General features: G+C 68.4%; 25 protein-coding genes. 7 read left to right on the top strand and 18 right to left on the bottom strand.

The window, feature by feature from the left end; translation table 11 throughout:
- Window positions 1-277 precede the first annotated feature (277 nt).
- The 10 genes from FA89_RS13140 to FA89_RS13095 are packed head-to-tail and all read right to left on the bottom strand — an operon-like array spanning window position 278 to window position 11,594.
- Window positions 278-1,408, bottom strand: coding sequence for a GNAT family N-acetyltransferase (locus tag FA89_RS13140; RefSeq protein WP_036141037.1), 1,131 nt, complete (start codon window positions 1,406-1,408; stop codon window positions 278-280).
- Window positions 1,405-2,952 carry an oligosaccharide flippase family protein gene (locus FA89_RS13135; RefSeq protein ID WP_036141035.1) on the bottom strand — a complete coding sequence of 516 codons (1,548 nt, stop codon included), beginning with the start codon at window positions 2,950-2,952 and terminating at the stop codon, window positions 1,405-1,407. Before FA89_RS13135 ends, FA89_RS13140 begins: the two co-directional genes overlap by 4 nt.
- Window positions 2,949-4,622, bottom strand: coding sequence for a hypothetical protein (locus FA89_RS13130; protein ID WP_221174302.1), 1,674 nt, complete (start codon window positions 4,620-4,622; stop codon window positions 2,949-2,951). The genes FA89_RS13135 and FA89_RS13130 overlap by 4 nt, the downstream gene beginning before the upstream one ends.
- Window positions 4,623-4,645: 23 nt before the next feature.
- The gene (gene galE, locus FA89_RS13125) at window positions 4,646-5,656 is read right to left on the bottom strand and encodes a UDP-glucose 4-epimerase GalE (protein ID WP_036141034.1); all 1,011 of its coding nucleotides are present in this window, start codon (window positions 5,654-5,656) and stop codon (window positions 4,646-4,648) included.
- Entirely contained in the window at window positions 5,653-6,486 is an 834-nt protein-coding gene (locus FA89_RS13120) for a dienelactone hydrolase family protein (protein ID WP_036141033.1), read from the bottom strand. Before FA89_RS13120 ends, galE begins: the two co-directional genes overlap by 4 nt.
- Entirely contained in the window at window positions 6,486-7,262 is a 777-nt protein-coding gene (locus FA89_RS19290; RefSeq protein ID WP_051938741.1) for a serine aminopeptidase domain-containing protein, read from the bottom strand. The genes FA89_RS13120 and FA89_RS19290 overlap by 1 nt, the downstream gene beginning before the upstream one ends.
- Before the next feature lie 2 nt (window positions 7,263-7,264).
- The gene (locus FA89_RS13110) at window positions 7,265-8,629 is read right to left on the bottom strand and encodes an outer membrane beta-barrel protein (protein ID WP_036141031.1); all 1,365 of its coding nucleotides are present in this window, start codon (window positions 8,627-8,629) and stop codon (window positions 7,265-7,267) included.
- Window positions 8,630-8,652: 23 nt separating this feature from the next.
- The gene (locus tag FA89_RS13105) at window positions 8,653-9,426 is read right to left on the bottom strand and encodes a polysaccharide biosynthesis protein (RefSeq protein ID WP_036144278.1); all 774 of its coding nucleotides are present in this window, start codon (window positions 9,424-9,426) and stop codon (window positions 8,653-8,655) included.
- A 5-nt stretch (window positions 9,427-9,431) separates the two neighbouring features.
- Complete coding sequence (locus tag FA89_RS13100) at window positions 9,432-10,961, bottom strand: XrtA system polysaccharide chain length determinant (RefSeq protein ID WP_036141030.1); 1,530 nt, start codon at window positions 10,959-10,961, stop codon at window positions 9,432-9,434.
- Window positions 10,962-10,997: 36 nt separating this feature from the next.
- Window positions 10,998-11,594: an XrtA/PEP-CTERM system exopolysaccharide export protein gene (locus FA89_RS13095; RefSeq protein WP_240003893.1), complete on the bottom strand. Its 597-nt coding sequence runs from the start codon at window positions 11,592-11,594 to the stop codon at window positions 10,998-11,000.
- Between the two features lie 159 nt (window positions 11,595-11,753).
- Here FA89_RS13095 and FA89_RS13090 point away from each other — a divergent pair, with 159 nt between their 5' ends.
- Window positions 11,754-12,455 (top strand): YdcF family protein, encoded by a 702-nt coding sequence (locus FA89_RS13090; protein ID WP_185754349.1) that lies wholly within the window; start codon window positions 11,754-11,756, stop codon window positions 12,453-12,455.
- 8 nt (window positions 12,456-12,463) lie between these two features.
- Here the strand turns inward: FA89_RS13090 and FA89_RS13085 are convergent, their stop codons facing one another.
- Together FA89_RS13085 and FA89_RS13080 are read right to left on the bottom strand one after the other, a co-directional pair.
- Window positions 12,464-12,778, bottom strand: a complete 315-nt coding sequence (locus FA89_RS13085; protein WP_036141026.1) for a hypothetical protein — start codon at window positions 12,776-12,778, stop codon at window positions 12,464-12,466.
- 78 nt (window positions 12,779-12,856) lie between these two features.
- Window positions 12,857-13,249 (bottom strand): hypothetical protein, encoded by a 393-nt coding sequence (locus tag FA89_RS13080; protein ID WP_036141025.1) that lies wholly within the window; start codon window positions 13,247-13,249, stop codon window positions 12,857-12,859.
- 115 nt (window positions 13,250-13,364) lie between these two features.
- On the opposite strand from FA89_RS13080, the gene FA89_RS13075 reads away from it, so the two are divergent.
- A complete protein-coding gene (locus tag FA89_RS13075) occupies window positions 13,365-13,730 on the top strand; it encodes a hypothetical protein (RefSeq protein ID WP_036141023.1) in 366 nt (121 codons plus the stop codon).
- 13 nt (window positions 13,731-13,743) lie between these two features.
- Here FA89_RS13075 and FA89_RS13070 read toward each other — a convergent pair whose 3' ends face one another.
- Together FA89_RS13070 and ispG are read right to left on the bottom strand one after the other, a co-directional pair.
- Window positions 13,744-14,574 (bottom strand): aldo/keto reductase, encoded by an 831-nt coding sequence (locus FA89_RS13070; RefSeq protein ID WP_036141021.1) that lies wholly within the window; start codon window positions 14,572-14,574, stop codon window positions 13,744-13,746.
- Between the two features lie 65 nt (window positions 14,575-14,639).
- Window positions 14,640-15,899, bottom strand: coding sequence for a flavodoxin-dependent (E)-4-hydroxy-3-methylbut-2-enyl-diphosphate synthase (gene ispG, locus FA89_RS13065; RefSeq protein ID WP_036141020.1), 1,260 nt, complete (start codon window positions 15,897-15,899; stop codon window positions 14,640-14,642).
- A gap of 104 nt (window positions 15,900-16,003) precedes the next feature.
- Here ispG and FA89_RS13060 point away from each other — a divergent pair, with 104 nt between their 5' ends.
- Window positions 16,004-17,476 (top strand): phospholipase D-like domain-containing protein, encoded by a 1,473-nt coding sequence (locus FA89_RS13060; protein WP_036141019.1) that lies wholly within the window; start codon window positions 16,004-16,006, stop codon window positions 17,474-17,476.
- Window positions 17,477-17,488: 12 nt separating this feature from the next.
- Here FA89_RS13060 and FA89_RS13055 read toward each other — a convergent pair whose 3' ends face one another.
- Genes FA89_RS13055 through FA89_RS13045 form a run of 3 tightly spaced genes read right to left on the bottom strand, consistent with a single transcriptional unit; the run spans window position 17,489 to window position 19,874 of the window.
- Complete coding sequence (locus FA89_RS13055) at window positions 17,489-17,788, bottom strand: DUF6587 family protein (protein WP_036141017.1); 300 nt, start codon at window positions 17,786-17,788, stop codon at window positions 17,489-17,491.
- Window positions 17,785-19,632 carry a ferrous iron transport protein B gene (gene feoB / locus FA89_RS13050; RefSeq protein WP_036141016.1) on the bottom strand — a complete coding sequence of 616 codons (1,848 nt, stop codon included), beginning with the start codon at window positions 19,630-19,632 and terminating at the stop codon, window positions 17,785-17,787. Before feoB ends, FA89_RS13055 begins: the two co-directional genes overlap by 4 nt.
- Window positions 19,629-19,874, bottom strand: a complete 246-nt coding sequence (locus tag FA89_RS13045) for a FeoA family protein (RefSeq protein ID WP_036141014.1) — start codon at window positions 19,872-19,874, stop codon at window positions 19,629-19,631. Before FA89_RS13045 ends, feoB begins: the two co-directional genes overlap by 4 nt.
- Before the next feature lie 104 nt (window positions 19,875-19,978).
- Between FA89_RS13045 and FA89_RS13040 the strand changes: the two genes are divergently transcribed.
- On the top strand, window positions 19,979-20,764 hold the full coding sequence (locus tag FA89_RS13040) for an enoyl-CoA hydratase-related protein (RefSeq protein ID WP_036141012.1): 786 nt from the start codon (window positions 19,979-19,981) through the stop codon (window positions 20,762-20,764).
- A gap of 4 nt (window positions 20,765-20,768) precedes the next feature.
- Here the strand turns inward: FA89_RS13040 and FA89_RS13035 are convergent, their stop codons facing one another.
- Window positions 20,769-21,251: a glutathione peroxidase gene (locus FA89_RS13035; protein WP_036141010.1), complete on the bottom strand. Its 483-nt coding sequence runs from the start codon at window positions 21,249-21,251 to the stop codon at window positions 20,769-20,771.
- 127 nt (window positions 21,252-21,378) lie between these two features.
- Here FA89_RS13035 and FA89_RS13030 point away from each other — a divergent pair, with 127 nt between their 5' ends.
- The 3 genes from FA89_RS13030 to FA89_RS13020 all read left to right on the top strand — a co-directional run bounded on the left by FA89_RS13030 (window position 21,379) and on the right by FA89_RS13020 (window position 23,933).
- Window positions 21,379-22,383 (top strand): methionine ABC transporter ATP-binding protein, encoded by a 1,005-nt coding sequence (locus FA89_RS13030; RefSeq protein WP_036141009.1) that lies wholly within the window; start codon window positions 21,379-21,381, stop codon window positions 22,381-22,383.
- The gene (locus FA89_RS13025; protein ID WP_036141008.1) at window positions 22,380-23,054 is read left to right on the top strand and encodes a methionine ABC transporter permease; all 675 of its coding nucleotides are present in this window, start codon (window positions 22,380-22,382) and stop codon (window positions 23,052-23,054) included. Before FA89_RS13030 ends, FA89_RS13025 begins: the two co-directional genes overlap by 4 nt.
- Before the next feature lie 69 nt (window positions 23,055-23,123).
- Window positions 23,124-23,933 carry a MetQ/NlpA family ABC transporter substrate-binding protein gene (locus FA89_RS13020; RefSeq protein ID WP_036141007.1) on the top strand — a complete coding sequence of 270 codons (810 nt, stop codon included), beginning with the start codon at window positions 23,124-23,126 and terminating at the stop codon, window positions 23,931-23,933.

Genomic DNA, 23,933 nt, shown 5'->3' with positions numbered 1-23,933 from the left:
GGTGGTTACGCTCTGAGCGAGTTCGGCCGCTTGCGGCCGCTGCCCGAGCGCAGAGTGTGACCACCCGGCGCCTCGTCGCCGCGCCATACGAGCGACGGGCTTCGGCTTCGGCTTCGGTACAGACCCCGGTCATGCGCGAAGAACCTAAAAAAGTTCAGTTAGAGTGATCCTTTCGCTCAATACGTAAACCTCAAGCGGCAACTTGCGGAGCGTCTTGATGAGGTCATCACGCAGGTCGCCTTCACGAAACCGACCATGCAGCACGTCACCGTTACGCCTACTTACCACGACGCACACGCCACTCTGCCCTGAGCCGATAAACACGGCGGTATGCCCAGCGCAGCGGCCTGTACGCGCCGAAACCCAGGGTCGCGGGCATCGATCTCACGACATACAGCGAACCGCACGCCTCGGCGCGCGTGGCAAGCAGTCGCTTGTACTGGTTGTCGCCGTAGCCGAAGCTGATGCGCTCGCCGGGAAACCGGTCGAGCAAGGCGCGAATGGCCTGGAACACCGCGACGGAGCCGATGCCCACCTTCGCTACGTCCTCGTCGTAGCCGAGGTCGTCGACCAGGTAGGTGCCGCCCAGGCGATAGCCGTGCACATAGGCCAGCGGTTGCCCCTCGCGCAGCACCACGTGCCCGACCAGTTGCCCGGCGGCGGCCAGGCGTTCGAACAGGGCCACGCGCGCCGGTGCCTCCCAGTCGATGGGCAATGCGGCGTGGTGCCAGGTGCGCGCGTACACCTCGTTCATCAGCCGGGTGTACTCGCGCATGTCCTCCGCCCGGTCGAACGTATGCAGCGCCGCATCGCCGCCCAGCTTGCGGTAGGCCCGCCCCACGCGCTGCGTGAGGTCGGCACGCTTCTTCCGGTCCATGCCGCCCAGCCACGTTTCCGAGGAAGGTTGCGGGTCGATCGACCAGTGCACCTGGTCGCGCAGGTGCGCGGCGACGACGCGCAGGCCGGCGGCGGCCAGGCGATCCGCGAACCGGTTGGGCAGGCCGGCCTCCTGGATGCGGATCACCCGCACGCCGGCGTCGCCTGCGAGATGGTGGGCGATGGCGTCGCCGACCCGCTCGCGATCGGCGGCGTCCGCGACTACATCGTCACCGAGCAGGCGCAGCACGGGCCCGCGATACACCGGCATACGGCGCCCGCCCAGGTCGATCCGCGCGACATGCCCGACCGCCAGCAGCGGGGCGTAGCCGATGACGCCTCCCCCCGCATCGCAGACGAGGATCACGTGCGGCCGCGTGCCGTCGCTGCGGCTGGCCACCTCGTAGGCGACCCAGTCCGGGTGCTGCACGATCCCGCTGGCCGCACCGGGCTGTGCCGCCAACCGGGCCATCACGTCGCGATGGCCATGCAGGGTTTCCAGCGAATCCACGAGGCGACAGACCTGGCTCATGGGCCGGCCTTGACCGCGGCGGACGGCATGTGATCCAGCATGCGCGACAGCCAGCGACCCGGGCGGCCGAGGCGTCGGCTGATGCCCGTCATCAGTTGCACGTCGTCCGCCGTCCAATAGCGGACCAGCACGCTGCCGGGCAGGTACAGCACCGCGAAGACCGCGCAGCCGCCGAGGAAACCGGCCAGCGACGGAATGGCCGCGGTGGTCGCCCAGGCCGCCAGCGTGGCCACCGCGCCCACGACGAACAGGCGCGCCATCGCCGCCAGCGGCAAGCCGCCACGGGTGGCCTTGCGCAGGTAATGCACGGCCAGCACCATCTCCACCACGCGGGTGCCGGCGTAGGTGAGCACGGCGCCCGGCAGGCCGAACGCCGGTATCAGCGCCACGCCCAACGAGGCATTGGCCACGAGCGCCACCGTGGCGATGCGGACACGATCGTCCTGGCGGTCCACCACGGTCTGGAAGGCGGCGATGCCATTACCGATCAGCAACAGACCACCCAGCACCAGGGTCGCCTCGATCGCGGGGATGGCTTCCACGTAGCGGCTGCCGTACATCAGCCGGACGATGTCCGGGGTCGTGACCAGACCCAGCCCGGCGATGGCGATGCCCACCGCCCAGTAGAACCGCGTGGCCTCGGAAAGGAAGCGGGCGGCCCGTGCCGTGCCGTGCTCGCCGTAGGACTTGGCCATGTACGGCAGCAACGTGGAGGTCAGCCCGACGGAGAACAGTTGCACCGCGCCGCGCGTGAGCGTGCCGGCGATCGCGAAATACCCCACCGCCGCCGAGCCGGAAAACGTGTTGAGCAGGAATATCTCGATGGTGCCGACACGGAACGAGCCCATCAGCACCAGGGCGGCGGTCAGCTTCAGGTGGCGATCCACCCGCTGCGACAGCGCCGGCGGTACCGGGCCCGGTGCGAAGGATCGGCAGCAGCGGCGATAGACGTGTCGGTTGACCAGGTTCAGGACCAGGCAGGCCACGGCGAACAGCGCGACGAAGTCGACCAGACCCGCGTGCATCAGCATGGCGGCCAGCACCAGCGACATGCCGAGCACGCCGCCGACCACGGTGGCCACGGCCTCGGGCTCGAAACGCTCCTGTCCCTTGGCGATGGCGACCTGCATCGCGTAGTTGGCCTTGGCGACCACTGCGACCACCACCAGCGCCATGATCGGCAGCAGCGAATGGTCCCATTCGGACGGTCGGCACAGCCAGCCCACCACCACGAACAGGCCGATCACCACGGCCGAGCTCCACCCTTGCAGACGCGAGAAACGGGCGGCAAGGTGCGAGGCCAGGCCGGCATCGCCCATGCCGTCGGCCTCGGCGATGAACTTGGTGGACGAGGTGGTAAGTGCGTGGTTGGAACACACGATCAGCCACCCGCACAGCCACACGGTGAAGGCATAGCGACCGAAGTCCACCGGACCCAGGGCGCGTGCGATCCACACGCTCATCAGCAGGCCCAGCGCGTATTCGATATAGGTGGACACCGTGACGATACCCACGCTACGCAGCACGGCGAGGCGACGGTTCACGGCGACGCCGCCGTCGGCGTCGCACGGGAAGGTGGTGCCACGCCGGCGCCGGCCGGCTGCGCCATCATCCACTGCGCCACGCCGGCGCCGCGGTTGTTCCAGTTGAAGCGGCGCAACGTGTCGGCGATCGCCGCGCACGACGGCGCATACGACGAGGCGATGGCGGCAAAGCGCTTCGTCAGCGCCGCAGCCTGACCCGTGTCCGTCTCGAAATAGCGCGCCGCGGCCACCGGCAGGCCCAGTTCCACCGTGTGCCCGTCGCTGTACCAGCCTTCCGATTCCTGGATCTTCATCAGCGCGGCGGGGGTGGCCTGCGACGACGACCAGTACCAGGCGATCTGGCCCTGCGGGCCGGAACAGCCGTTGCGCCAGTCGTGCGGCGGCACCAGCAAGGCGGGATCGATCCAGCCGTAGCGTTCGAGGTAGCGGCCGAAACCGGTGATCATGGCCGGGATGCGTGGGTCTTTCGTGACCAGCCACGCATGCCACAGCCCATCCACGATGTTCTCGCTCATCCAGGGCGACGCACCGCGCACGTCATCGGCGCCGCCGCGGTCGTTCTCGTGCACGTTCCAGCTGTTGCGCCACGAACCGTCGTCGCCGAGACCGTCGGGATTGTGCCGCTGCTGTTGCTCCAGCCAGCCGATGCGCGCGTCGATGCGTTCGCGGTAGCGCGCGTCGCCTGTGAGTTCGAAAGCGGCCACCGTCTGGATCAGGCCGAGGCCGGCCAGGCGCTCGGTGAAGTAATCGTCCGCATGGCGATACGGACCGGGTGCGCCGTTCCATCCACCGCTGTGCCACAGGTCCGCCATGGCAGCCACCGTGGCCGCATCGTGCATCGTGTCGTCCCCGCTGAGCGCCATCGCCAGCAGGATCGGCTCGATATACACGTACTTGACATCGCACGGCTTGCCGGACGGCAACCAGCCCCCCGCGCAGGACGGACTGGCCGGCACGCCGTCACGCTTGATACCGGCCATGTACCAGCGATAGCTGGCCTCGGCGGCGTCGAGGTAATCCGCGCGGCCGGTGCGCACATAGGCCTTGAACAGCGTGGACGGGCGGTCGAACAGCCAGGCCGTGGTGTCGGCGGTGGGCAACGTCCGCGCCCAGCGGAACTGCGCATCGACATAACCCGCATAAGGTTCATCGGGTGCCGCCACCGATTGCGGCCCGGCAATCAGCGACGCGGTCAGCCACTGCGGCGTGAGCGTGGCCAGGGCGGCGGACGGCGGGCCAATCCGCCCCTGCGCATAGGGCCACGCCGGCATTGCCGCCGCATGCGGCGCACCCAAGATGAAGTAATACGTGCCCGCCGTCGCGCGGAACTGCGCACGCACGGCGCGCACGCCGCCGGCACCGGTATGCCACTGCAGCAGCGGCACGATCGCCGACGGTATCTCGTGACCCTGCGCATCCACGATGCGCAGTAGCGTCGTATCGCGCAGCAGTCCCGGCGGGAACGGAATGCCCGCCGACACGGCCAGTACATCGCCCTTCCCCGCCTGCGGATGCACGACAATGGCCTGCGCGGCGGGCAGTCGCGCAGATACGGGCGTGCGCGACGCCACGGGCGACGTGGTCGCGCCCGGCGGCCCGGCCGCACGACCCGGTTCGGGCAGGCCGAGGAAAATGCCGGCGATCAGCAGGCAGACGACGAAAAACGGCACGCGGCGCACAGTGAAGCGCATCCTCATGCCACCGAAGCCACCGGCACGGGCGCGGGCTCGCCGATCAGGCGGTATTCCCAATCCAGCGCCGTGCGTACGATGAAATCCAGGTCGTCGTGGCAGGGCCTCCAGTCGAGCACCTCGCGCAGCCGGTCGCTGCAGGCGATCAGCTTGCCGATATCGCCCGGGCGGCGTGGCAGTTCGATCACGTTGAGCGGGCGGCCGCTGGCGCGGGCCACTGCATCGACCACCTCGCGCACGCTGTAGCCATGGCCGTAGCCGCAATTGAGCGTCAGCGACGCACCGCCGTCGCGCAGGTGGTCAAGGGCGCGCAGGTGCGCGGCGGCAAGGTCGTCGACATGGATGTAATCGCGCACGCCTGTGCCGTCAGGTGTGTCGTAATCCGTGCCGTAGATCGAGATGCCGGTGCGCTTGCCCACGGCGTGCTCGCACGCCACCTTGACCAGCAGCGTCGCCGCGGGCGTGCTGTGGCCGATGCGTCCCAGCGGATCGCAACCGGCCACGTTGAAATAGCGCAGCACCACATGGCGCATGGCACCGGTGGCGCACCAGTCGCGCAGCATGGTCTCGGACATCAGCTTGGAGCGGCCATATGGATTGGCCGGGCGCGTCGGTGTTTCCTCGTCCGCGATGCCGGCGGCCGTGGTGCCGTAGACAGCCGCCGTGGACGAGAAGATGAACTTGTCCAGGCGCGCCTCCGCGCAGGCGGCCAGCAGGTTGCGCGTGTTGCAGGTGTTGTTGCCGTAGTACTTCAACGGGTCGCTGACCGACTCCGGTACCACGGTGTGCGCGGCGAAATGCAGCACCGCATCGACGCGGTGCGCGCGCAGCACGCGCCCGACCAGTTCGCCGTCGCCCACGTCGCCTTCCACCAGCGACGCGCCACGCACCGCCTCGCGGAACCCGCTGGACAGGTTGTCGATGACGACCACCCGTTCGCCGCGCGCCACCAGCTGTTGCACGGTATGGCTGCCGATGTAGCCGGCGCCGCCGGTGACCAGGACGGTATTCACGGGTGCCTCCCGGCCGCAGCCGGTGGAAAATGATGGGTCAGCCAGTCGTCGATGCCGTGCACCAGCCGTGCGCGGTCGCCGGTGAGGACATAGGTGTGGTCGGTCCCGGCGAGGTAGCGCGTCGCCACGGCCGGATGGCGCATGACCTTGCCGAAGCACTCGCGGAACTGGCGGGCGTGGTTGAAACAGTCGCTGATACCGCCCGAGTAGACGAGGTACAGCCGCATGCCCCGCGCAACCATGCCGGTGAAATCGGCGATCACCTCGGCGCGTGGCGCTGGCGCCACGGCGAACACCGGTTCCGGGGCCCGTGCCGCCGCCCTTGCCTCGCCGCCGCGGCGGCGAAAACGACGCAGCCAGCGCGCCGGGTCCGCCAGTCGCGGCAGGTAATGCCGCAGGCGATAGCCCAGCGTGCGATAGGCATAGCCGTCCAGGAACACCGCCCCGGCGACACGCGGGTCCTGCGCCGCCACCACATGGGCGTTCTGCGCGCCCGAGCACAGCCCGACCAGCACGAAGCGCGAGCAACCGGCCTGGCTGGCTAGCAGGCCCATCGCGTCGTCCAGGTCCGCCAGCACCTGTTGCACGCGGGTCTGCCCACCGCCGGTGGCCGCGCTGTCGCCCAGCGTGGACATATCGAAGCGCAGCGTGGGATATCCGGCGGCATTGAGCTGGCGGGTCAGTTCCACGTGCAGGCGGAACGGACCGATGCGGTGGACCAGCCCGGCATTGAGCACGATGACACCGATGTCGCCGGCGTCGCCCGCGGGCACGCCAGCGATGCCGACCAGGTGCCGCGCACGACCGAAACGATGGGCCTGCTCGTGCATCACGCGATCTCCCTGAAGCGGCCGCTCACGGCCTGGATCAAAGGCGGTGAGAGGATCGCGGTTTCCAGCCGGTGCAGGTCGTTCCACGGCGTCGGCTGGCCCAGCACGCGAATCCGGCCGTGCTCCCCCAGGCGGCCATCCCAGCATCGCGGCTCGCCCTCGGGCAACGAATCCAGGACCAGCGTGGGCACGGCGCTGCCGTCCACGTGCAGCGCGGCCAGCTGGCGCCGCAAGGCGGCGCCGACATCGAAACCCAGCCACTGGTTCGCGGCATCGGCCACGTCACGCGGATGGGTGAAGCGGGTCGGGTCCTCGCGCAACGCGGCCTGCATCGCATCCAGCACCGCGACGTGCTCGGCGCCGTCGAACACCGGGTCCCAGGCGATCACCTCGGCGAAGCGGGCCCGCGACGCGGCGGCGAGCGCAATGCTGCCGCCCAGCCGCGCGCCGAAGGCGACCACGCGGTCCACGCCGGCCCGTGCGCGTACCTGATCGGCGGCCGTCGCCGTATCGGCGACACAGCGATCCCAGTCCACCTCGCCGCTGGCACCGGCGGCATCGCCCGTGCCGTGGTAATCGAAGCGCAACACGGCCACGCCCTGCCCGGCCAGCGCCTGGGCCAGCTGCCGGTAGAGCCGGTGGCAGCGGATCAGGTCCTGGCCCAGCGGCGGGCACATCAGCAGCGCCTGGCGCGGCCGCACGGCGGGCGCGTGGTACATGCCGAACAGGCCGTGTTCGGCGCCGAAGAAAAAGGGCAGGTCCAGGTCGTCACGCATGCTCACCTCCGGTACACCACGCCGACGAAGCACTCCGCTTCGCGGTAGCTCTGTGCCGCCGCATCGCTGCTGCGCCGCTCGCGCGCCACGGAGATATGCCAGCTCCAATGCCGGTTGATCTCCTTGGTCAGGTCCAGCCCGAGGCGGGTCGTGTGGTCGCTGCGGTCGAGCGTGCGGTAATCCACGTGCTCGTACGTACCGAAGCCGGACAAGGTGAGCGTCGGCGTCATGCGATAACCCATGCCGACGCTGAGGCCACGCGCGGTCTGGTCGAAGGTCGGGTCGTCCAGGTAGGCCAGCTTGCCGATCGCCGGCGAGACCGTGACGGTCAGGCGATCGCCGCGCCAGTTCCAGTTCGCCTCCACCCGGCGCTCGCGGTACACCTGCGAGCCGATCACGGCACTGCCTACGCCGATACCGTTACCGGTCGCGCCACGCCCCAGCCCGCCGGTATTGGCGAACGGATCGATCGCCTCGGCACGATCGGCCTGCAACCCCGCACCGTATGCGCCGGGCGTGGTGATGATGTCCTGCGCGGCATCGGCGTATTGCCAGGTACCAGCCACGGACACCGCGTTGCGCAGCGTCGGCTGCCAGCCCACCCGCAGTCGTACCAGTGGCGCCGACACGCTCCGGCCACGGTCGAACGACAGCCGCGTGCCACCGAGCAGGACATCCGCATCGAAATGCGGCAGCTTTCGCGTGTAGCGCACGAAGGCTTCCTTGCGGTCGTAGTTGGCCCCGTCCGGCTGGTGGGTGAAGTCCACGCGCTGGAACTCGACGTTGCCCGATACCTGGTCGGTCGGGCCGAGGTCGCGGTAAAGCCGGAACGCCGCCATGCCACGCGAGGAATCGAACTGGTCGACCTTCGACGCATAGCTGTTGATGTAGCGCAGCTCCAGCTGCCCACGCGCGGCATCGCCAAAACGCATACGCAGCGTGGGGCCCAGCACCAGCACGTTGGTCTGCTGCCGGTTATCCGGCGCATCGGCGGACAGCTGGTCCACCGGTTGCACACCGGCATAGTCCTCGACCGAGAAATCCAGCCGTTGCGGCAGCAGGGTCCAGTTCGCCTGCGCACCCAGTTGGGTCTGCGTCTGCGGATCGAAGTGGTCTTCGAGATACTTCCGGTATTCGACCGTACCGAGCACGTTCGCCTGGAAGGTGGAGCCCAGCTGGTTGAACTGGAACGTGGCACCCGGGGTCAGCACGTTCTCGCTGAGGGGGCGATCCGAGGACAACGCGATGTTGTTGCTGTGCTCCAGGCCGGCATACAACGTGTAGTCCAGCGTGCCGGCCAGCGAGCACGCCGGCAGTGCCGCCAGACCCAGCGCGATCGCACGGGCCAGCGCCGTGGCGGCGAGCATGCGTTTCCTTCGACGCATCGCGATCACGGCGACTGGTTGAAGACGACGCCGGCCACCTTGGCCGGATCGAAATTGGACACCGCCTGGTGAATCGCGGCAGGTGTGTCGCGTCCGTAGCCCGCCACCACGACCACGAAATCGGCCAGGTCGGCAAGGATGCGCGCGTCGGGGGAGCCCTTCACCGGCGGGCCGTCCAGGAACAGGTAGCGATCGGCATAGCGGCAGCGCAGCGAGTCCAGCACCGCGCGCATGCGGAACGAGGAAAAGTATTCCCCGCTGTTTTCCCGCGCCGTGCCGGCGGGGATCAGGCGCAGCCGGGGCACGCCGGTCGGATACATGATCGAGGCGATGCCACGCGCCGGATGCTCGAGGAAATCGATCAGTCCTCCCGTGCGCGGCTCGATGCCCAGGGCCTTGTGCTGGTCGGGATAGCGAAGGTTGCAGTCCACCAGCAGGCTGGTCTTCGATTCGTCGAAGGCGAACGCGGCGGCCAGGTTGCGCGTGACGAAACTGCCGCCGGAGCGCGGGCTGACCGCCACCACCAAGGTGATGAAGTTGCTGTCGCCGGCCATCTCCACCAGGCGGGTCCGGATGCCCCGGAACGCATCCGATTGCGAGCGCACCGACGCCTCGCGATGGATCAGGCGCTTGCGTTCGCAGTCGATGGGCGCCAGTGCGCTGCGCTCGTCACGCATCAGGGCGATGGAATGGCCCGACGCGGCAGGCGCGTCGTCCAGTGCCTCGTCACGATCGACGAAATCGCCCGACTCGGTGGATGCGCCAATACGCGAGTGCATGGTCTTCAAGCCTTCATCCTCCACCAGAACAAACCCAGGTACACCGCACCCACGCCGAGCACGATCGCTGCGAGCAACATGTTCTGCAGCCGGTCGCGACGACGGTCACGCGGCGTGGGATAAAACGGGATCGTCGCAAGCACGGGGTAGCCCAGCGCCTGCTCCAGCTGCCCCACCGAACGCACCCGCGGATCGAAGCGGGCAACCGCGAACAGCAGACCGAACGGCACCGCTAGCGACAGGGCGAGGCCGGCCAGCCCGAAGTGCATGAAACGCAAGCCCGAGGGCACCAGCGGCATCACCGCCGGGTTCTGCACCTGGAAAGTCAGCCCGCGCTGCTCGGCGTCCAGGTTCATCGACACGCGCGCGTTCTCGCGACGCTTCAGCAGGTCCTGGTAGACATCGCGGTTGACCGTGTAGTCGCGGGTCAGCTCGGCGGTCACGTTCTCGGAATTGGCGATGCGCCTGCTGCGTTCCAGTTCGGACTGCAGCATGCTTTCGCTGGCGCCCACCCGCGCCGAGGCGGCCGCTGCATCGCCACGGATCGTGGCCAGCTGCACGCGCATCTGCTGGTTGACCGGATTCATGGCGACCATGCGGTCTACCGTGCCGCCGCCCACGGATCGCCGTGCGTCGGCGCCCTGCATCTGCGCGCGAAGATCGTCGATCTGGTGGCGAAGCCGCACCACGTCGGGATAGGCATCGGTGTAGGTCAATCGCAGCGTATCCAGCCGCGCTTGCATCTCGGCCAGTTGGGATGCGTAGATACCGCCCACGGTCTGCACCGCGTTCACTTCCGACTCGCCGCTCAGCTGCGCATTCAGTGCCGCCGCCTGCGACTGCTTCTGCATCGCATCCATGCGATTGTTCTCGATCTGCGTGCGCAGCGAACCGATGCGCGCGTTGGTGTCGGCATCGCTGCCGGGGCGCGCGTCGGCGTTGGCGTCCCGGTATGCCTTGAGCTTGTTTTCCGCGTCGGTCAGCTTGCCCCGGTAGGCCTCCACCTGGCTGTCGATGAACTCGTAGGCATCGCGGCTTTCGCGCTGTTTGGACGCCAGGCTTTCGCTGATGAACAGCTGGCCGAACGCACGGGTCACCTCGAACGCGCGCCGCGGATCGGCATCGAAATAGCTGATCGTGATCAGGTTGTCACGGCCGTTGATGACCTTCGTGCGCGACTTGATCGCCTCGATCAGCCGGTCGCGTTCGATGGGCGTCGGCGTGCTCGCCAGCCAGCCACCGGTGCGCAGCACCTGGTCCATCACGCGACGGCTGAAGATCACGTCGCGCGCCATGCCCACGCGGTTCGCGTTGGCGGTGGCCGATGCCGCGCCCTCCATCAGCGGCGTGATGATGCTCGCCTCCTGAGCCAGGATGGTGGTGGACGCTTCGTATTTCTTCGGCCACAGCGCGCCGATGCCCAGCGCGGCCAGCGCGATCGCCGCGAAGGTCACGCCCAGCGCGATCCGGCGCCGGCGTGCCTCGCCGATCAGCGCGGGCAGCATGCCCGCGAAAGGAACGAGTTCCCCGTTCATGGATAACACCCCTTGCCCCGCCCGACGGCGGGGCGATCAGAAAGCGCGCTGCGGGACGGTGATGACGTCACCGGGCTGCACGGGATAGTTGTTGGCCAGGTCGCCTTGCTGGAGGATCTTCTGCAGGCTGACCGCATAGGCCTGCGTGCTGCCCGCCGCGTCGTGCCGATAGAGTTCGGTGCGATCGGGCGCGGCGAATTCCGTCGTGCCGCCCGCCGCCAGCACGGCGTCCAGCACGGTCATGCCCTGGCGGTACGGCATCGAGATCGGGCTGCGCACGGCACCGGTAACCCGCACGCGAGAGAGGTACTCGTGGCTGCGCAGCGCGGTCAGGATCACCGCCACCTGCGGATCGCGGATGTACTGCACAAGCTTCTGCTGGATCTCGGCGCCCACCTGGTCGGTGGTGCGTCCGCCGGCGGCTACGTCGCCGACCAGCGGCACGGTGATCTTGCCGTCGGGGCGCACCGGCACGCTGACGCTCAGGTCGGGGTTGTGCCAGACGGTCACCTGCAACTCGTCGTCCACGCCGATCAGATATGCGGTGACGACCGGACTGGCCGCATCCCGCGTGGGCGGCGGCAGATGGCTACCGCCGGTGGCGCAGGCCGTCAGCCAGAGAGTGGCTGCCACGGCAGCAACGCGTTTTCCATGATTCATACGACACCCGCCCTGTGATTTCGCTCGGTCGGTATCGTCATTTCAATGCACGGTGGCGTCCATTCAACAGCCCGCCTAGGCCATTCGACCGACGGGCGGCGGCACTGCTTTTGCGCCATGATCGCGGCGGCCATGGATATCGCCGACTACCTGATCCATCCGGCCGTGCAGGCCCTGTTGCTGGCCGTCCTGTCCACTGCGCTGGTGCTGTGGCGCCGGCCGCGCCTTGCCTGTGCCCTCGGCATCCTCGCCGCGGCATGGCTCGCGATGGCGTCCACGCCGGCCCTGGCCCTATACCTGCGCAAGGGGCTGGTAACGGGTAGGGACGACACGTCATCCCACGCGGATGCCATCGTCGTGCTGGGCGGCGGCGTGCTTCCGAATGGCGACTGGTCGCGGACGACGACACGAGCCGGCATGGGGCTTTCACTGTGGCGTGCCGGAAAGGCGCCCGTGCTGCTCGCCTCCGGCAGCGATCAGGCGGTTTATCTCGCGAGGGGGTTTGCCGCGTCCGGTGTCCCGGCAAGCGACCTGCGCGTGGAGGACGGCAGCACCGACACACACGAGAACGCTCGCGATACCGCCGCTATCCTTCGAGCGGAGGGCCTACACCGTATCGTCCTGGTCACGTCCGACATCCACATGAGACGGGCGGCGAGCTGCTTTCGCCGCGAAGGCATGCGCGTGATCGAGGCGCCGGCGAACGACGCCCTGACCGAACTGGTCGCCGCCTCGTCCTGGCTGCCGCGGCGCGACGCGCTCACGCTCACCGCCCGCTGCCTGCACGAGTACGTCGCGCTATGGATGTATCGCCAGCGGCACTGGCTGGCCTGAGGCGACGCTCAACGGTCGTCGGTCTCGATCTGCAACGAGGTCTTGCCGTCGCGCCGTATCAACCCCGGCCCGAACTGAACGACTTTCTCGTCCTTCAGCACAACGGTGTAGTCCTTATGGGTGAAGGAAAACCGGCCGGGACGGCGATCGAGCCAGCTCATCACCTCGAAACCGATCATCGTGCGATCGGAATCGGCCGGTCCGAGCCGGTCCAGCACTTCGTCGCGAGGCATGCCCACGTCGAGGCGGGCAACTTTCGAGGCCATGCCCGCGCATGCAGACAGGCCCACGGTCAGGGCGGCGACGACGATGGCCCGGTTCATCCTCACTCGCATTCCCCACACGGATCGGCATTGCCGGGATGGTAGCGCACCGGCGGCCTGGCCGGCGCCCTCGTCACGTTAGCGCACGGAGGTGGACGGCGTGGGCGCCTGGCCGACAGGCTTGCCGTGCGGGTCCAGCGTATGGCCCTGCGCATCCACCCCGTGGGCATTGGCGTTCTCGACACGGCGCGTCACGCCCGTGGCGGAACCGGCTGGCTTGACGGGCGCCAGGCCACGCTCGGTGGCGCCGGCATCGGAATGGGGCTGCACGGGTGCGGCGGCGGGATTGGAGCGGGCCACGGCACCGGTGTCCAGATCCTGCGGCACACCGGGTGACGGTGTAGCGGGTGCCGGCATCGCGATCGGTTTCGGCGACGGTGCACTGGCCGGGTTCGACGGTGGCGCCGTCTGGGCCATCGCGGCAGTGGCGGCAAGGGCGAGTGACAGCAGGAACAGCGGACGCATGGGCATGGCGGACTCCTGGCATGCCGGTGCGACGCCCCGGCTGGACCACGACGCTATCGCCGCCGGTGTGAAGCCCGCGCGTCCCTGCTAGGCTGCGGCCCTACCCTGCCGGAGACACGAGATGCTGCTTGCCCTCGCTCTTGCCATGGCCGCCGATGGCGGCTTCGACGCCCGCGTGCAGACCGCGAAGGTGCTGGAGACCAACGTCGAAGGCAAGCTATGGCAGGGCAAGCTGTGGGACACCATCGGCAATCCGGCCACGGACGCGCTGAAGGACTGCATCGCCAGCAACATGCCGGCTGCCGACCGGCGTCCGTTCACACTGGTGGCGCGGGTGCGTCCGGACGGGCGCAGCCTGGACGTGGACGTGAAGCCGAAAACGCCCGTAGCCACCTGTTTCGCCGGGCAGTTCGCCAACTGGGCGCTGCCCGCGCCACCGAAGACGCCGACCCCCTATCCGATGGAGATCGACGTCTCGATGCAATGACCGGCTGATACGATCAGTTGAACTCGTCCGGATCGGGGCCCATCCGTTTGCCTGCATCCAGGCCGGCGATGGCCTTCATGTCCTCGTCCGTCAGCGCGAAATCGAACACGTCGATGTTCGCGGCGATGCGCTCCGGCGTAGCGGACTTCGGAATCACCATGTGGCCCAGCTGCACGTGCCAGCGCAGCACCACCTGGGCGCTCGACTTGCCGTACTTCTTGCCGAGGGCAACCAGCGTTTCGTTCTTGAGCAGGTCGCCGCCCTGGCCCAACGGGCTCCAGGCCTCCGTGATCACCTTGTGCTTCGCGTTGGCGGCCACCACGTCGCGCTGGGCGAAGTCGGGATGCAGTTCGATCTGGTTGACCACCGGCACGACGCCGGTTTCCTGCACGATGCGATCCAGGTGCGCCGACTGGAAATTGGACACGCCGATGGAGCGGATACGGCCTTCTTCACGCAGGCGGATGAATGCCTTCCAGGTATCGATGTAGCGATCGTGCTTCGGCGTCGGCCAGTGGATCAGGTACATGTCCACATAATCCGTACCGAGCTTGGTCACGCTTTCGTCGAACGCCTTCAGCGTCGAGTCGAAACCCTGCTCGCTGTTCCACAGCTTGGTGGTGAGGAAGATATCGCCACGCGGCACGCCTGAGCGTTCCATGCCCTGGCGCACACCGGCTTCGTTCTTGTAGATGGCCGCGGTATCGATCGAGCGATAGCCCGCTTTCAGCGCGGCGGCTACCGCATCGGCGGTTTCGGCATCGGGAATCTGGAAGACACCGAAGCCCAGCTGCGGTGCCGTGTTGCCGTCGTTGAGGTCGAGGACCGGAACGGTGGAGGTCATGCGTTGTCTCCTGCGGGGAACCGCCGGTCATGATGAAGGCGGCCCCGCATTCAACGCGTGACGGGTCAGTCGCCGCGTGCGGCGTAATGCGTTTCGACGTAGTGGTCGAGGATGGCCACGAACTCGTCTGCGATGTGGTCGCCGCGCAACGTCATCGCTTTCTCGCCGTCGATGAACACCGGCGCGGAAGGCGCCTCGCCGTTGCCCGGCAGCGAGATACCGATGTTGGCGTGCTTGGATTCACCCGGACCGTTGACGATGCAGCCCATCACCGCCAGGGTGAGGTTTTCCACGCCGTCGTACTTCACCCGCCACACCGGCATCTGCTCGCGCACATGCGCCTGCACCGTCTTGGCCAGTTCCTGAAAGAACTCGCTGGTGGTGCGACCGCAACCCGGGCACGCGGTGACCAGCGGGGTGAACGCGCGCAGGCCCATGGTCTGCAGCAGTTCCTGCGCCACGATCACCTCGGCCGTGCGCGACTGGCCCGGCTCCGGCGTGAGCGAGATGCGGATGGTGTCGCCGATGCCTTCCTGCAACAGCACGCCCAGGGCGGCGCTGGAGGCCGTGATGCCCTTGGAGCCCATGCCGGCCTCGGTCAGGCCCAGGTGCAATGCGTAATCGCCGCGACGCGCCAGATCGCGGTACACCGCGATCAGCTCCTGCACGCCGGACACCTTGCACGACAGGATGATGCGGTCGCGCGCCAGGCCGAGGTCCTCGGCACGGGCCGCGGAATCCAGCGCGGAGCGGATCAGCGCCTCACGGGCCACATGGCCGGCGTCCCACGGATCGGCGCGGCCGGCGTTCTCGTCCATCAGCGCAGCCACCATGGACTGGTCCAGCGAACCCCAGTTCGCGCCGATGCGCACGGGTTTGTCGTAGCGGATGGCCATCTGGATGATCGAGGCGAACTGGGCATCCTTCTTCTTGCCGAAGCCCACGTTGCCCGGGTTGATCCGGTATTTCGCCAGGGCCTCGGCGCAGGCGGGCTCGCCTTCCAGCAGCTGGTGGCCGTTGTAGTGGAAATCGCCGATCAGCGGCACCGAGACCCCCATCATCTCCAGGCGCTCGCGGATGCGCGGCACGGCGGCGGCGGCCGCCGGCGTGTTGACGGTGATGCGGACCATTTCCGAGCCGGCGCGGGCCAGCTCGGCCACCTGCTTCGCGGTGGATACGGGGTCTTCCGTATCCGTATTGGTCATCGACTGCACGACGATGGGCGCGCCGCCACCGACCTGGACACGGTCGATCACGACACCGGTGCTGGGGCGGCGGGCGCCGGCTTCCGCGGGACGCGGGCGGCTGGAAAGGGTCTCGGTCATAGCCGCGTATTTTAGCGCACTGGCATGACCGGAAACCGACTGGTTCTCACGCCACATCGATACCCTGGCCGCGATCATGCGCCATGCCGCTAGACTCGCCCCCCATGAACGCCCGACACCGCACCCACGGCTTTTCCAGCCGCCTATTCGCCCAGCAGGCCCTCAGCCGCAGCGCCGGCGCTCCCCTCATCGGGGGCAATGCCGTCGAGCTGCTGATCGACGCCCAGGCGCATTTCGATGCCTGGCTGAAGGCCATCGCCGGGGCGACCCGGCATGTGTTCCTCGAGAACTACATCATCCGCGACGACCGGATCGGCCAGGCCTTCCGCGACGCACTGGTGGAGCGCGTGCAGGCCGGCGTGTTCGTGGCCGTGATCGGCGACTGGGGTGGATGCCTGGGCCAGTCGCGCTCGTCATTCTGGGCGCCGCTGCGCGCGGCCGGCGGCCTGGTCCGCATCTACAACCCGCCCCGCCTGGGCAGCTCGTTCGGCTGGATCAGCCGCGACCATCGCAAGCTGCTGGTGGTCGACGGCGAGGTCGGCTTCCTGTCCGGCGTGTGCCTGAGCGAGAAGTGGCTGGGCGAGCCGGGCCGCGACGTACCGCCCTGGCGCGACACCGGCGTGGCGCTGCGCGGGCCGGCTGTGGCGGAACTGGAACATGCCTTCGCCGACAGCTGGCGCGAGGTCGGAGAACCCCTGCCGGAGGACACGCGGCTGTCGCCCGTCGCCACCCCCGTCGAGGCCGGCCAGGTCGCCCTGCGCGTCATCGCCACGCAGCCCAGCACCGCCGGCATGTACCGGCTGGACCAGATGGTCGCGGCGATGGCACATAAGACCCTGTGGCTGACCGACGCCTACTTCGTGGGCGTGGCGCCCTATGTGCAGGCGCTTTCCGCGGCTGCACGCGACGGCGTCGATGTCCGCCTGCTGGTGCCCGGCACCAGCGATATCCCCATGGTCGCCGGTATGTCGCGCTCCGGCTACCGGCCCCTGCTGAAGGCCGGCATCCGTGTGTTCGAATGGAACGGCTCGATGCTGCATGCCAAGACCGCCGTGGCCGACGGCCGCTGGGCCCGCGTGGGCTCGTCCAACCTGAACATCGCCAGCTGGCTCAGCAATCGGGAAATCGATGTTGCCATCGAGGATGCCGGTTTCGCCACGCAGCTTGAGGCCCAGTACGAGGCGGACCTGGAAAACGCCACCGAGATCCTGCTGCAGCCCCGGCGGCGCCGGTCGGGCAACGAACGCGTGCGCAGCAGCGCGCCGCATCCGCCGCGGCCCCGTCGCGGGGGTGGCAGCTCGGGCCGCGCCGCGGCGGGCGCGTTGCGCATTGCCAACACCTTGGGCGCGGCGATTTCCCAGCACCGGGTGCTGGGCGACACCGAAACCGGCCCACTGCTGGCCGGCTTCGTCGCCGCGCTGGTGCTGACCGTGGTCGCCATCGCCTGGCCGGCGGTGATCGCCTGGCCGCTGGCGCTGCTGGGCGCGTGGTTCACCGTCAACCTCGCCGTCAGCTGGTGGACGCTGCGGGAGAAGCGCCGGAAGCACGGCACGGCCGGCCAGGGTGCGGACGACTGAAGCCGGGGCTGGCTAGCTCCGGGTCTTGAAGGTCAGCGGCTGGCTCTCGACGGCCGGGCCGACCGAGGGCGCAGGCCCGCACGAGCCGCACGAGCCGCAGCCGTCGCCGCAGCTGCCGGTGGCCGCCGCCGGCTGGATGCGCCGGCCCAGTGCGCGAAGCACGCCGGGGCGACCGTCGCGGTTGAGCGCGGCCGAGACGCGCGCCATGGCCCGCACCGAAGTCTTCGGCAGCAGCTTGCGGAACGCCACGTAGGCGGCCGCGAGCACGACGACCGCGATGACGACACCCTGCACGATATCGAACGTGCTCATGAGAGCGCCCTCGCGATCTGGTAGGTGGCCAGCGAGGCCAGGTAGGCCAGGCCGAACAGGTAGCCGGCGGCCACGGCCACGTTACGCCACGAGTTGGTCTCGCGGCGGATCACCGCCAGCGTGGACATGCACTGCGGCGCGAACACGTACCAGGCCAGCAGCGACAGGGCGGTGGCCAGCGACCAGGAATGCGAGATCACCGGACCCAGCTGCGAGGCCACGGCGTCGTCGCTGCCGGACATGGCATACACCGTGCCCAGCGCGGCCACGGCGACCTCGCGTGCCGCCAGGCCCGGCACCAGCGCGATGCAGATCTGCCAGTTGAAACCGATGGGCGCGAACACGTATTCCAGCAGCCGGCCCAGGCGGCCCGCCATGCTGTAGTCGATGGCCGGGCCCGTGGCGCCCTCGGGCGGCCCCGGGAAGCTGGACAGGAACCACAGCAGCACGGTGAGCGCGAGGATGATGCCGCCCACCCGCTTGAGGAAGATCAGCGCGCGCTCCCACAGGCCCAGGCCGATGTCTCGCACGTTGGGCAGCCGGTACGACGGCAGCTCCATGATCAGCGCGTGCTCGCTGCGATCCTTGCGCAGCCGCTTGATCACGAACGCGACCAGCAGCGCACTGAAGATGCCGGCGAAGTACAGCGTGAACAGCACCACGCCCTGCAGGTTGAAGATGCCCGCCACCGTGTGGTTGGGAATGAACGCGGCGATCAGCAGCGTATACACCGGCAGGCGCGCCGAGCAGGTCATCAACGGCGCAACAAGGATCGTGGTGAGGCGATCGCGCGGGTCCTGGATGCTGCGCGTGGCCATGATGCCGGGGATGGCGCAGGCGAAGCTGGACAACAGCGGGATGAACGCCCTGCCCGTCAGGCCCACGCGGAACATCATCCGGTCGAGCAGGAATGCCGCGCGCGGCAGGTAACCGGATTCCTCCAGCACCAGGATGAAGAGGAACAGGATGAGGATCTGCGGCAGGAACACCAGCACCGCGCCCAGCCCGGCGAACAGGCCGTCCTTGAGCAGGCTGTGCAGCGCGCTTCCCTCGGGCAGGAACCGGGTAACCCCATCGCCCAGCGCGGCGATACCGGCCTGGATGCCGTCCATGACCGGCTGCGCCCACGAGAACACGGCCTGGAAGATCATGAACATGAGCGTCGCGAGGATCGCCAGGCCGAACACCGGATGCAGCACCCAGCGGTCGATGGCGTCGTCGAGGACCACGGTGTCGCGCGGCAGCGTGACCGTCTCGGCGAGGATGGAACGCACCTCGGCGTGCAGGCGGTCGCGGTCGGCCGTGTCTATATCGGCAGGCTGGATGGCGGGCACGACCCGGTCGATGCGGTCGATCAGCGCCTGCGCCCCGCCGCGCTTCACCGCGATCGTCTCCACCACGGGCACGCCGAGCCGCCGCGACAGCGCGTCCACGTCGATGACCATGCCGCGGCGGCGCGCGGCGTCCATCATATTCAGCGCGAGCACCACGGGGCGACCCAGGCGGCGCACTTCCAGCACGAACCGCAGGTGCAGGCGAAGGTTGGTGGCGTCGGCCACGCAGACGATCAGGTCGGGCGGCGCCTCGCCGGGATAGCGCCCCTGGCAGACGTCACGCGTGATCGCCTCGTCGGGACTGGTCGCGTCGAAGCTGTAGGTACCCGGCAGGTCGAGGATCTGCAACGTGCGCCCGGAGGGCGTGACGAAGCGACCCTCCTTGCGTTCCACGGTGACACCGGCGTAGTTGGCGACCTTCTGCCGGCCGCCGGTGAGCTGATTGAACAGGGCCGTCTTGCCGCAGTTGGGATTGCCGACCAGGGCGATGCGGGTGGCGATGGCGCTCATGCGGCGTCCTCCATGGCGATGGTGACGCGCGCGGCCTCGGTACGGCGCAGCGCGAAACGGGTCGAGCCAATCTGGATCAGCAGGGGATCGCCACCGAGCGGCCCGCGCGCCACCAGGCGCACCGGCTCGCCGGCCACGAAGCCCAGATCGCGCAGACGCTGCGCGATGGGATCGGCGGGATGGGCATCGGTGACGGACTGGACCACGGCTTTGGCACCTTTCGGCGCGTCGGAGAGGCGCACAGCAAATACTCAAATAAGAACTGTTCGCATTGTATGCCTTTAGCACGAGGGCTGCACATGCCGTGCCGGCCTATTATGATCTTGCGCCCTGCCGGAGATTGCCCATGCCCGCCGTCGAACTCCGCCGTCATGGCAGTACCGCCCATCTGGTGATGAACCGTCCCGAGGTGCACAACGCCTTCGACGACGGCCTGATCGCCGAGCTGACCGCCGCGATCGACGAGGTCGAGCACGACGACAGCGTACGCGCCGTGGTGCTGACCGGCAGTGGCGGCAGCTTCTCCGCGGGGGCCGACCTGAATTGGATGCGCGGCATGGCCGCCGCCAGCGAAGCCGACAACCTTGCGGACTCGCTGCGCCTGGCCGCACTGATGCGCCGCCTGCAATTTCTTGCGAAGCCGACCGTTGCACGCGTCAACGGCGCGGCCTTCGGAGGCGGCGTGGGCCTGGTCGCGTGCTGCGACATCGCGGTCACGGTGGACAGCGCGCGCTTCGCGCTGTCCGAGGTCAAGCTCGGCCTGGTGCCCGCGGTCATCTCGCCCTACGTGGTGGCCGCGATCGGCCTGCGGCAGGCCCGCCGGCTGTTCGTCACCGGCGAACTGATCGACAGTGCCGCGGCACTGTCGATGGGCCTGGTGCACGAGGTGGTGCCGCCGGACCAGCTGGACGCGACCGTGGAACGTGTGCTGGGCCTGCTCACGCGCGGTGGACCCGTGGCGCAGCGCGAAGCGAAGCGGCTGGCGCTGGCGATGGGCGGTCACACCCCGGCCGACGCGGAACGGACGGACGCGGAAAACGCCGCGCTGATCGCACGGCTGCGCGTGTCGCCCGAGGGCCAGCATGGCCTGTCCGCCTTCCTGGACAAGACCACGCCGGCCTGGGTGGGATGAGCGATCAGCCCAGCAGCGGCGGCAGATCCTTGCCGATCTTTTCCGGCGTATCGGTGGGTGCGTAGCGTTCCACCACCTGGCCATCGCGATCGACCAGGAACTTGGTGAAGTTCCACTTGATGCCTTCGGTACCCAGCAGGCCCTTCTTCTGTGATTTCATCCAGCGGAACAGCGGGTGTGCCTGGTCGCCGTTGACCTCCACCTTCGAGAACATCGGGAAGCTGACCTCGTAGGTGAGCGAGCAGAATTCGCGGATGTCCGCGTCGTCGCCCGGCTCCTGGTGACCGAACTGGTCGCACGGAAACCCCAGTACCTCGAAGCCTTGCGCCGCATACGTCTTGTGCAGTTGCTCCAGCCCCTTGTACTGCGGCGTGAACCCGCACTTGGACGCCACGTTCACCACGAGCAGGGCCTTGCCGCGGAACTCCGCCAGCGACCGCTCGTTGCCGTCGATGTCGCGTGCGGAGAAGTCGTAGATGCTGGTCATGCGCGGTTCCTGGCGTCGAAGGAGATCGGCACAGTCTACGCCCGGCACGGCGGCCATCGCGCGGTGCCGACCTCCGGCCGGCTTCGGCTACCATGGGTGCCCGTTACCGGCTGGAGCCACCCGCCCCGTGATCCGTTTCGCCTCCGCATCCAAATCCTACCGGGTGGAGGGCACCCTCGTGCCCGCGCTGGAACCCGTCGATCTCACCATCGAGGCGGGCGAGGTGTTCGGCATCATCGGCCATTCCGGCGCCGGCAAATCCACGCTGCTGCGCCTGATCAACCTGCTGGAGCGCCCCACCGCCGGGCAGGTGTTCATCGCCGATCGCGATGTCACCCACGCCACCGGCGCCGAACTGCGCCGCCTGCGCGCGGGCATCGGCATGATCTTCCAGCACTTCAACCTGTTGTCCTCGCGCACGGTGGCGGACAACGTCGCCTTCCCGCTGCGCCTGCACGGCGAGCATGACGAGAAACAGATCCAGGCACGCGTCGACGAACTGCTGGCCCTGGTGGGCCTCACCGCCCACGCGCGCAAGTATCCCGCGCAGCTCTCGGGCGGCCAGAAACAGCGCGTCGGCATCGCAAGGGCCCTGGCCAGCAAACCGTCGATCCTGCTCTGCGACGAGGCCACCAGCGCCCTCGATCCGCAGACCACGGCATCGGTGCTGGAACTGCTGGCGGACATCAATCGTCAGCTCGGCCTCACCGTCGTGCTGATCACGCACGAGATGGACGTGATCCGCCGCGTGTGCGATCGCGTAGCCGTGCTCGACGCGGGGCGCGTGGTCGAGGTGGGCGAGGTAGCCGACGTCTTCCTGCACCCACAGCACCCCACCACCCGCCGCTTCGTGGACGAGGCCGACCATCGCGAGGGCCGTGGTCCGGCGTTCCCCGGCATCGACGGGCGTCTGTTCCGGCTGTCCTTCCGCGGCGAGGCCACCTATGCGCCGCTGCTGTCGCGCGTGGTGCGCGACACCGGCATCGAATACAACCTCTTGTCGGGCCGGGTCGACCGGATCAAGGACACCCCGTACGGGCAACTCACGCTGGCGATGCACGGCGAGCGTCTGGACGACGCCCTCGCGCAGCTCCGCGCGTCCGGCGTGGCTATCGAGGAAGTGGCCCGATGAGCCCCATGCAATCCCTGTTTCCCAACATCGACTGGCCGGAAATCGCCCAGGCCTGCGTCGACACCCTGCTGATGCTGGGCGGCTCGCTGCTGTTCACGCTGGCGCTGGGCCTGCCGCTGGGCATCTGGCTGTTCCTCAGCGCACGCGGCCAGCTGCATGCGCGGCCAAAGCTTTACGCCGCGTTGTCGCTGGTGGTCAACGTGTTGCGTTCCGTGCCCTTCATCATCCTGATGATCCTGCTGATCCCCCTCACGCAGGCCATCACGGGCGTGAGCATCGGTATCCGCGGCGCCATCGTGCCCCTGGTGATCGGCGCCGCCCCGTTCTTCGCCCGCCTGGTGGAAACCGCGCTGCGCGAGGTCGAGCGCGGTGTGATCGAGGCCAGCCAGGCCATGGGCGCCACCACCTGGCAGATCGTCACCCGCGTGCTGCTGCCCGAGGCCCGTCCCGGCCTTATTGCCGCCACCACGGTCACCGCCGTGGCCCTGGTCGGCTACACCGCCATGGGCGGCATCGTGGGTGCCGGCGGCCTGGGCGCACTGGCCTACCAGTACGGATACAACGGCTACAAGCCTGATTACATGCTGGTGACCGTGGCGCTGCTGGTAGTGCTGGTGCAGATCCTGCAATCGCTCGGCGACCGCCTGGTCCTGCGCTACACGCGCCGCTGAGGCGCCTTTGCATACGGCGGTATGGACGTCTATGCTGGCGGGCCGCACCATCCGCCACGGACGTCCGCCATGAAGAAGTACCTGCTGCCCCTCACCGCCGCCCTCGCCCTTTTCCTCGCGGGGTGCTCCGGCAGCGCGGGCGACGGCAAGACGGACACCTCCGCCACGCTCACCGTGGCCGCCACGCCCGTGCCGCATGCGGAGATCCTCAAGCAGATCAAGCCGCTGCTGGCCAGCCAGGGCGTAAACATCGAGGTGAAGGTGTTCACCGATTACGTGCAGCCCAACATGCAGGTGGCGCAGAAGCAGATCGACGTCAACTTCTTCCAGACCGAGCCCTACCTTGACGCGTTCAACAAGGAGCGCGGCACCCACCTGGTCAAGGTGGTCGGCGTGCACATCGAGCCGTTCGGCGCGTATTCGAAGAAGTTCAAGGCGATCGACCAGCTGCCCGACGGTGCCGACGTGGTCATTCCCAACGATCCCAGCAACAACAGTCGTGCGCTGCTGCTCCTGGCCAGCCACGGCCTGGTGAAGCTGAAAAATCCCAACGACCGCCTCGCCACCCTGAAGGACGTCGTCGAGAACCCGAAGCACCTGAAGTTCCGCGAGCTCGAAGCGGCCATGCTGCCCCGCGTGCTCGACCAGGTGGACCTCGCCCTGATCAACACCAACTACGCCCTGGCCGCCGGGCTGAACCCGGTCAAGGACGCGCTGCTGATCGAGGACAAGAACTCCCCGTACGTCAATTACCTGGTCGGCCGCGACGACAACAAGGACGACCCGCGCGTGAAGAAGCTCGCCGCTGCGCTCACCTCACCGGAGGTCAAGGCCTTCATCGAGAAGAACTACAACGGCGCCGTGCTGCCGGCGTTCTGA

Source organism: Luteibacter sp. 9135 (assembly GCF_000745005.1).
GTDB lineage: Bacteria > Pseudomonadota > Gammaproteobacteria > Xanthomonadales > Rhodanobacteraceae > Luteibacter.
This window is presented reverse-complemented; position numbering and strand designations above follow the sequence as displayed.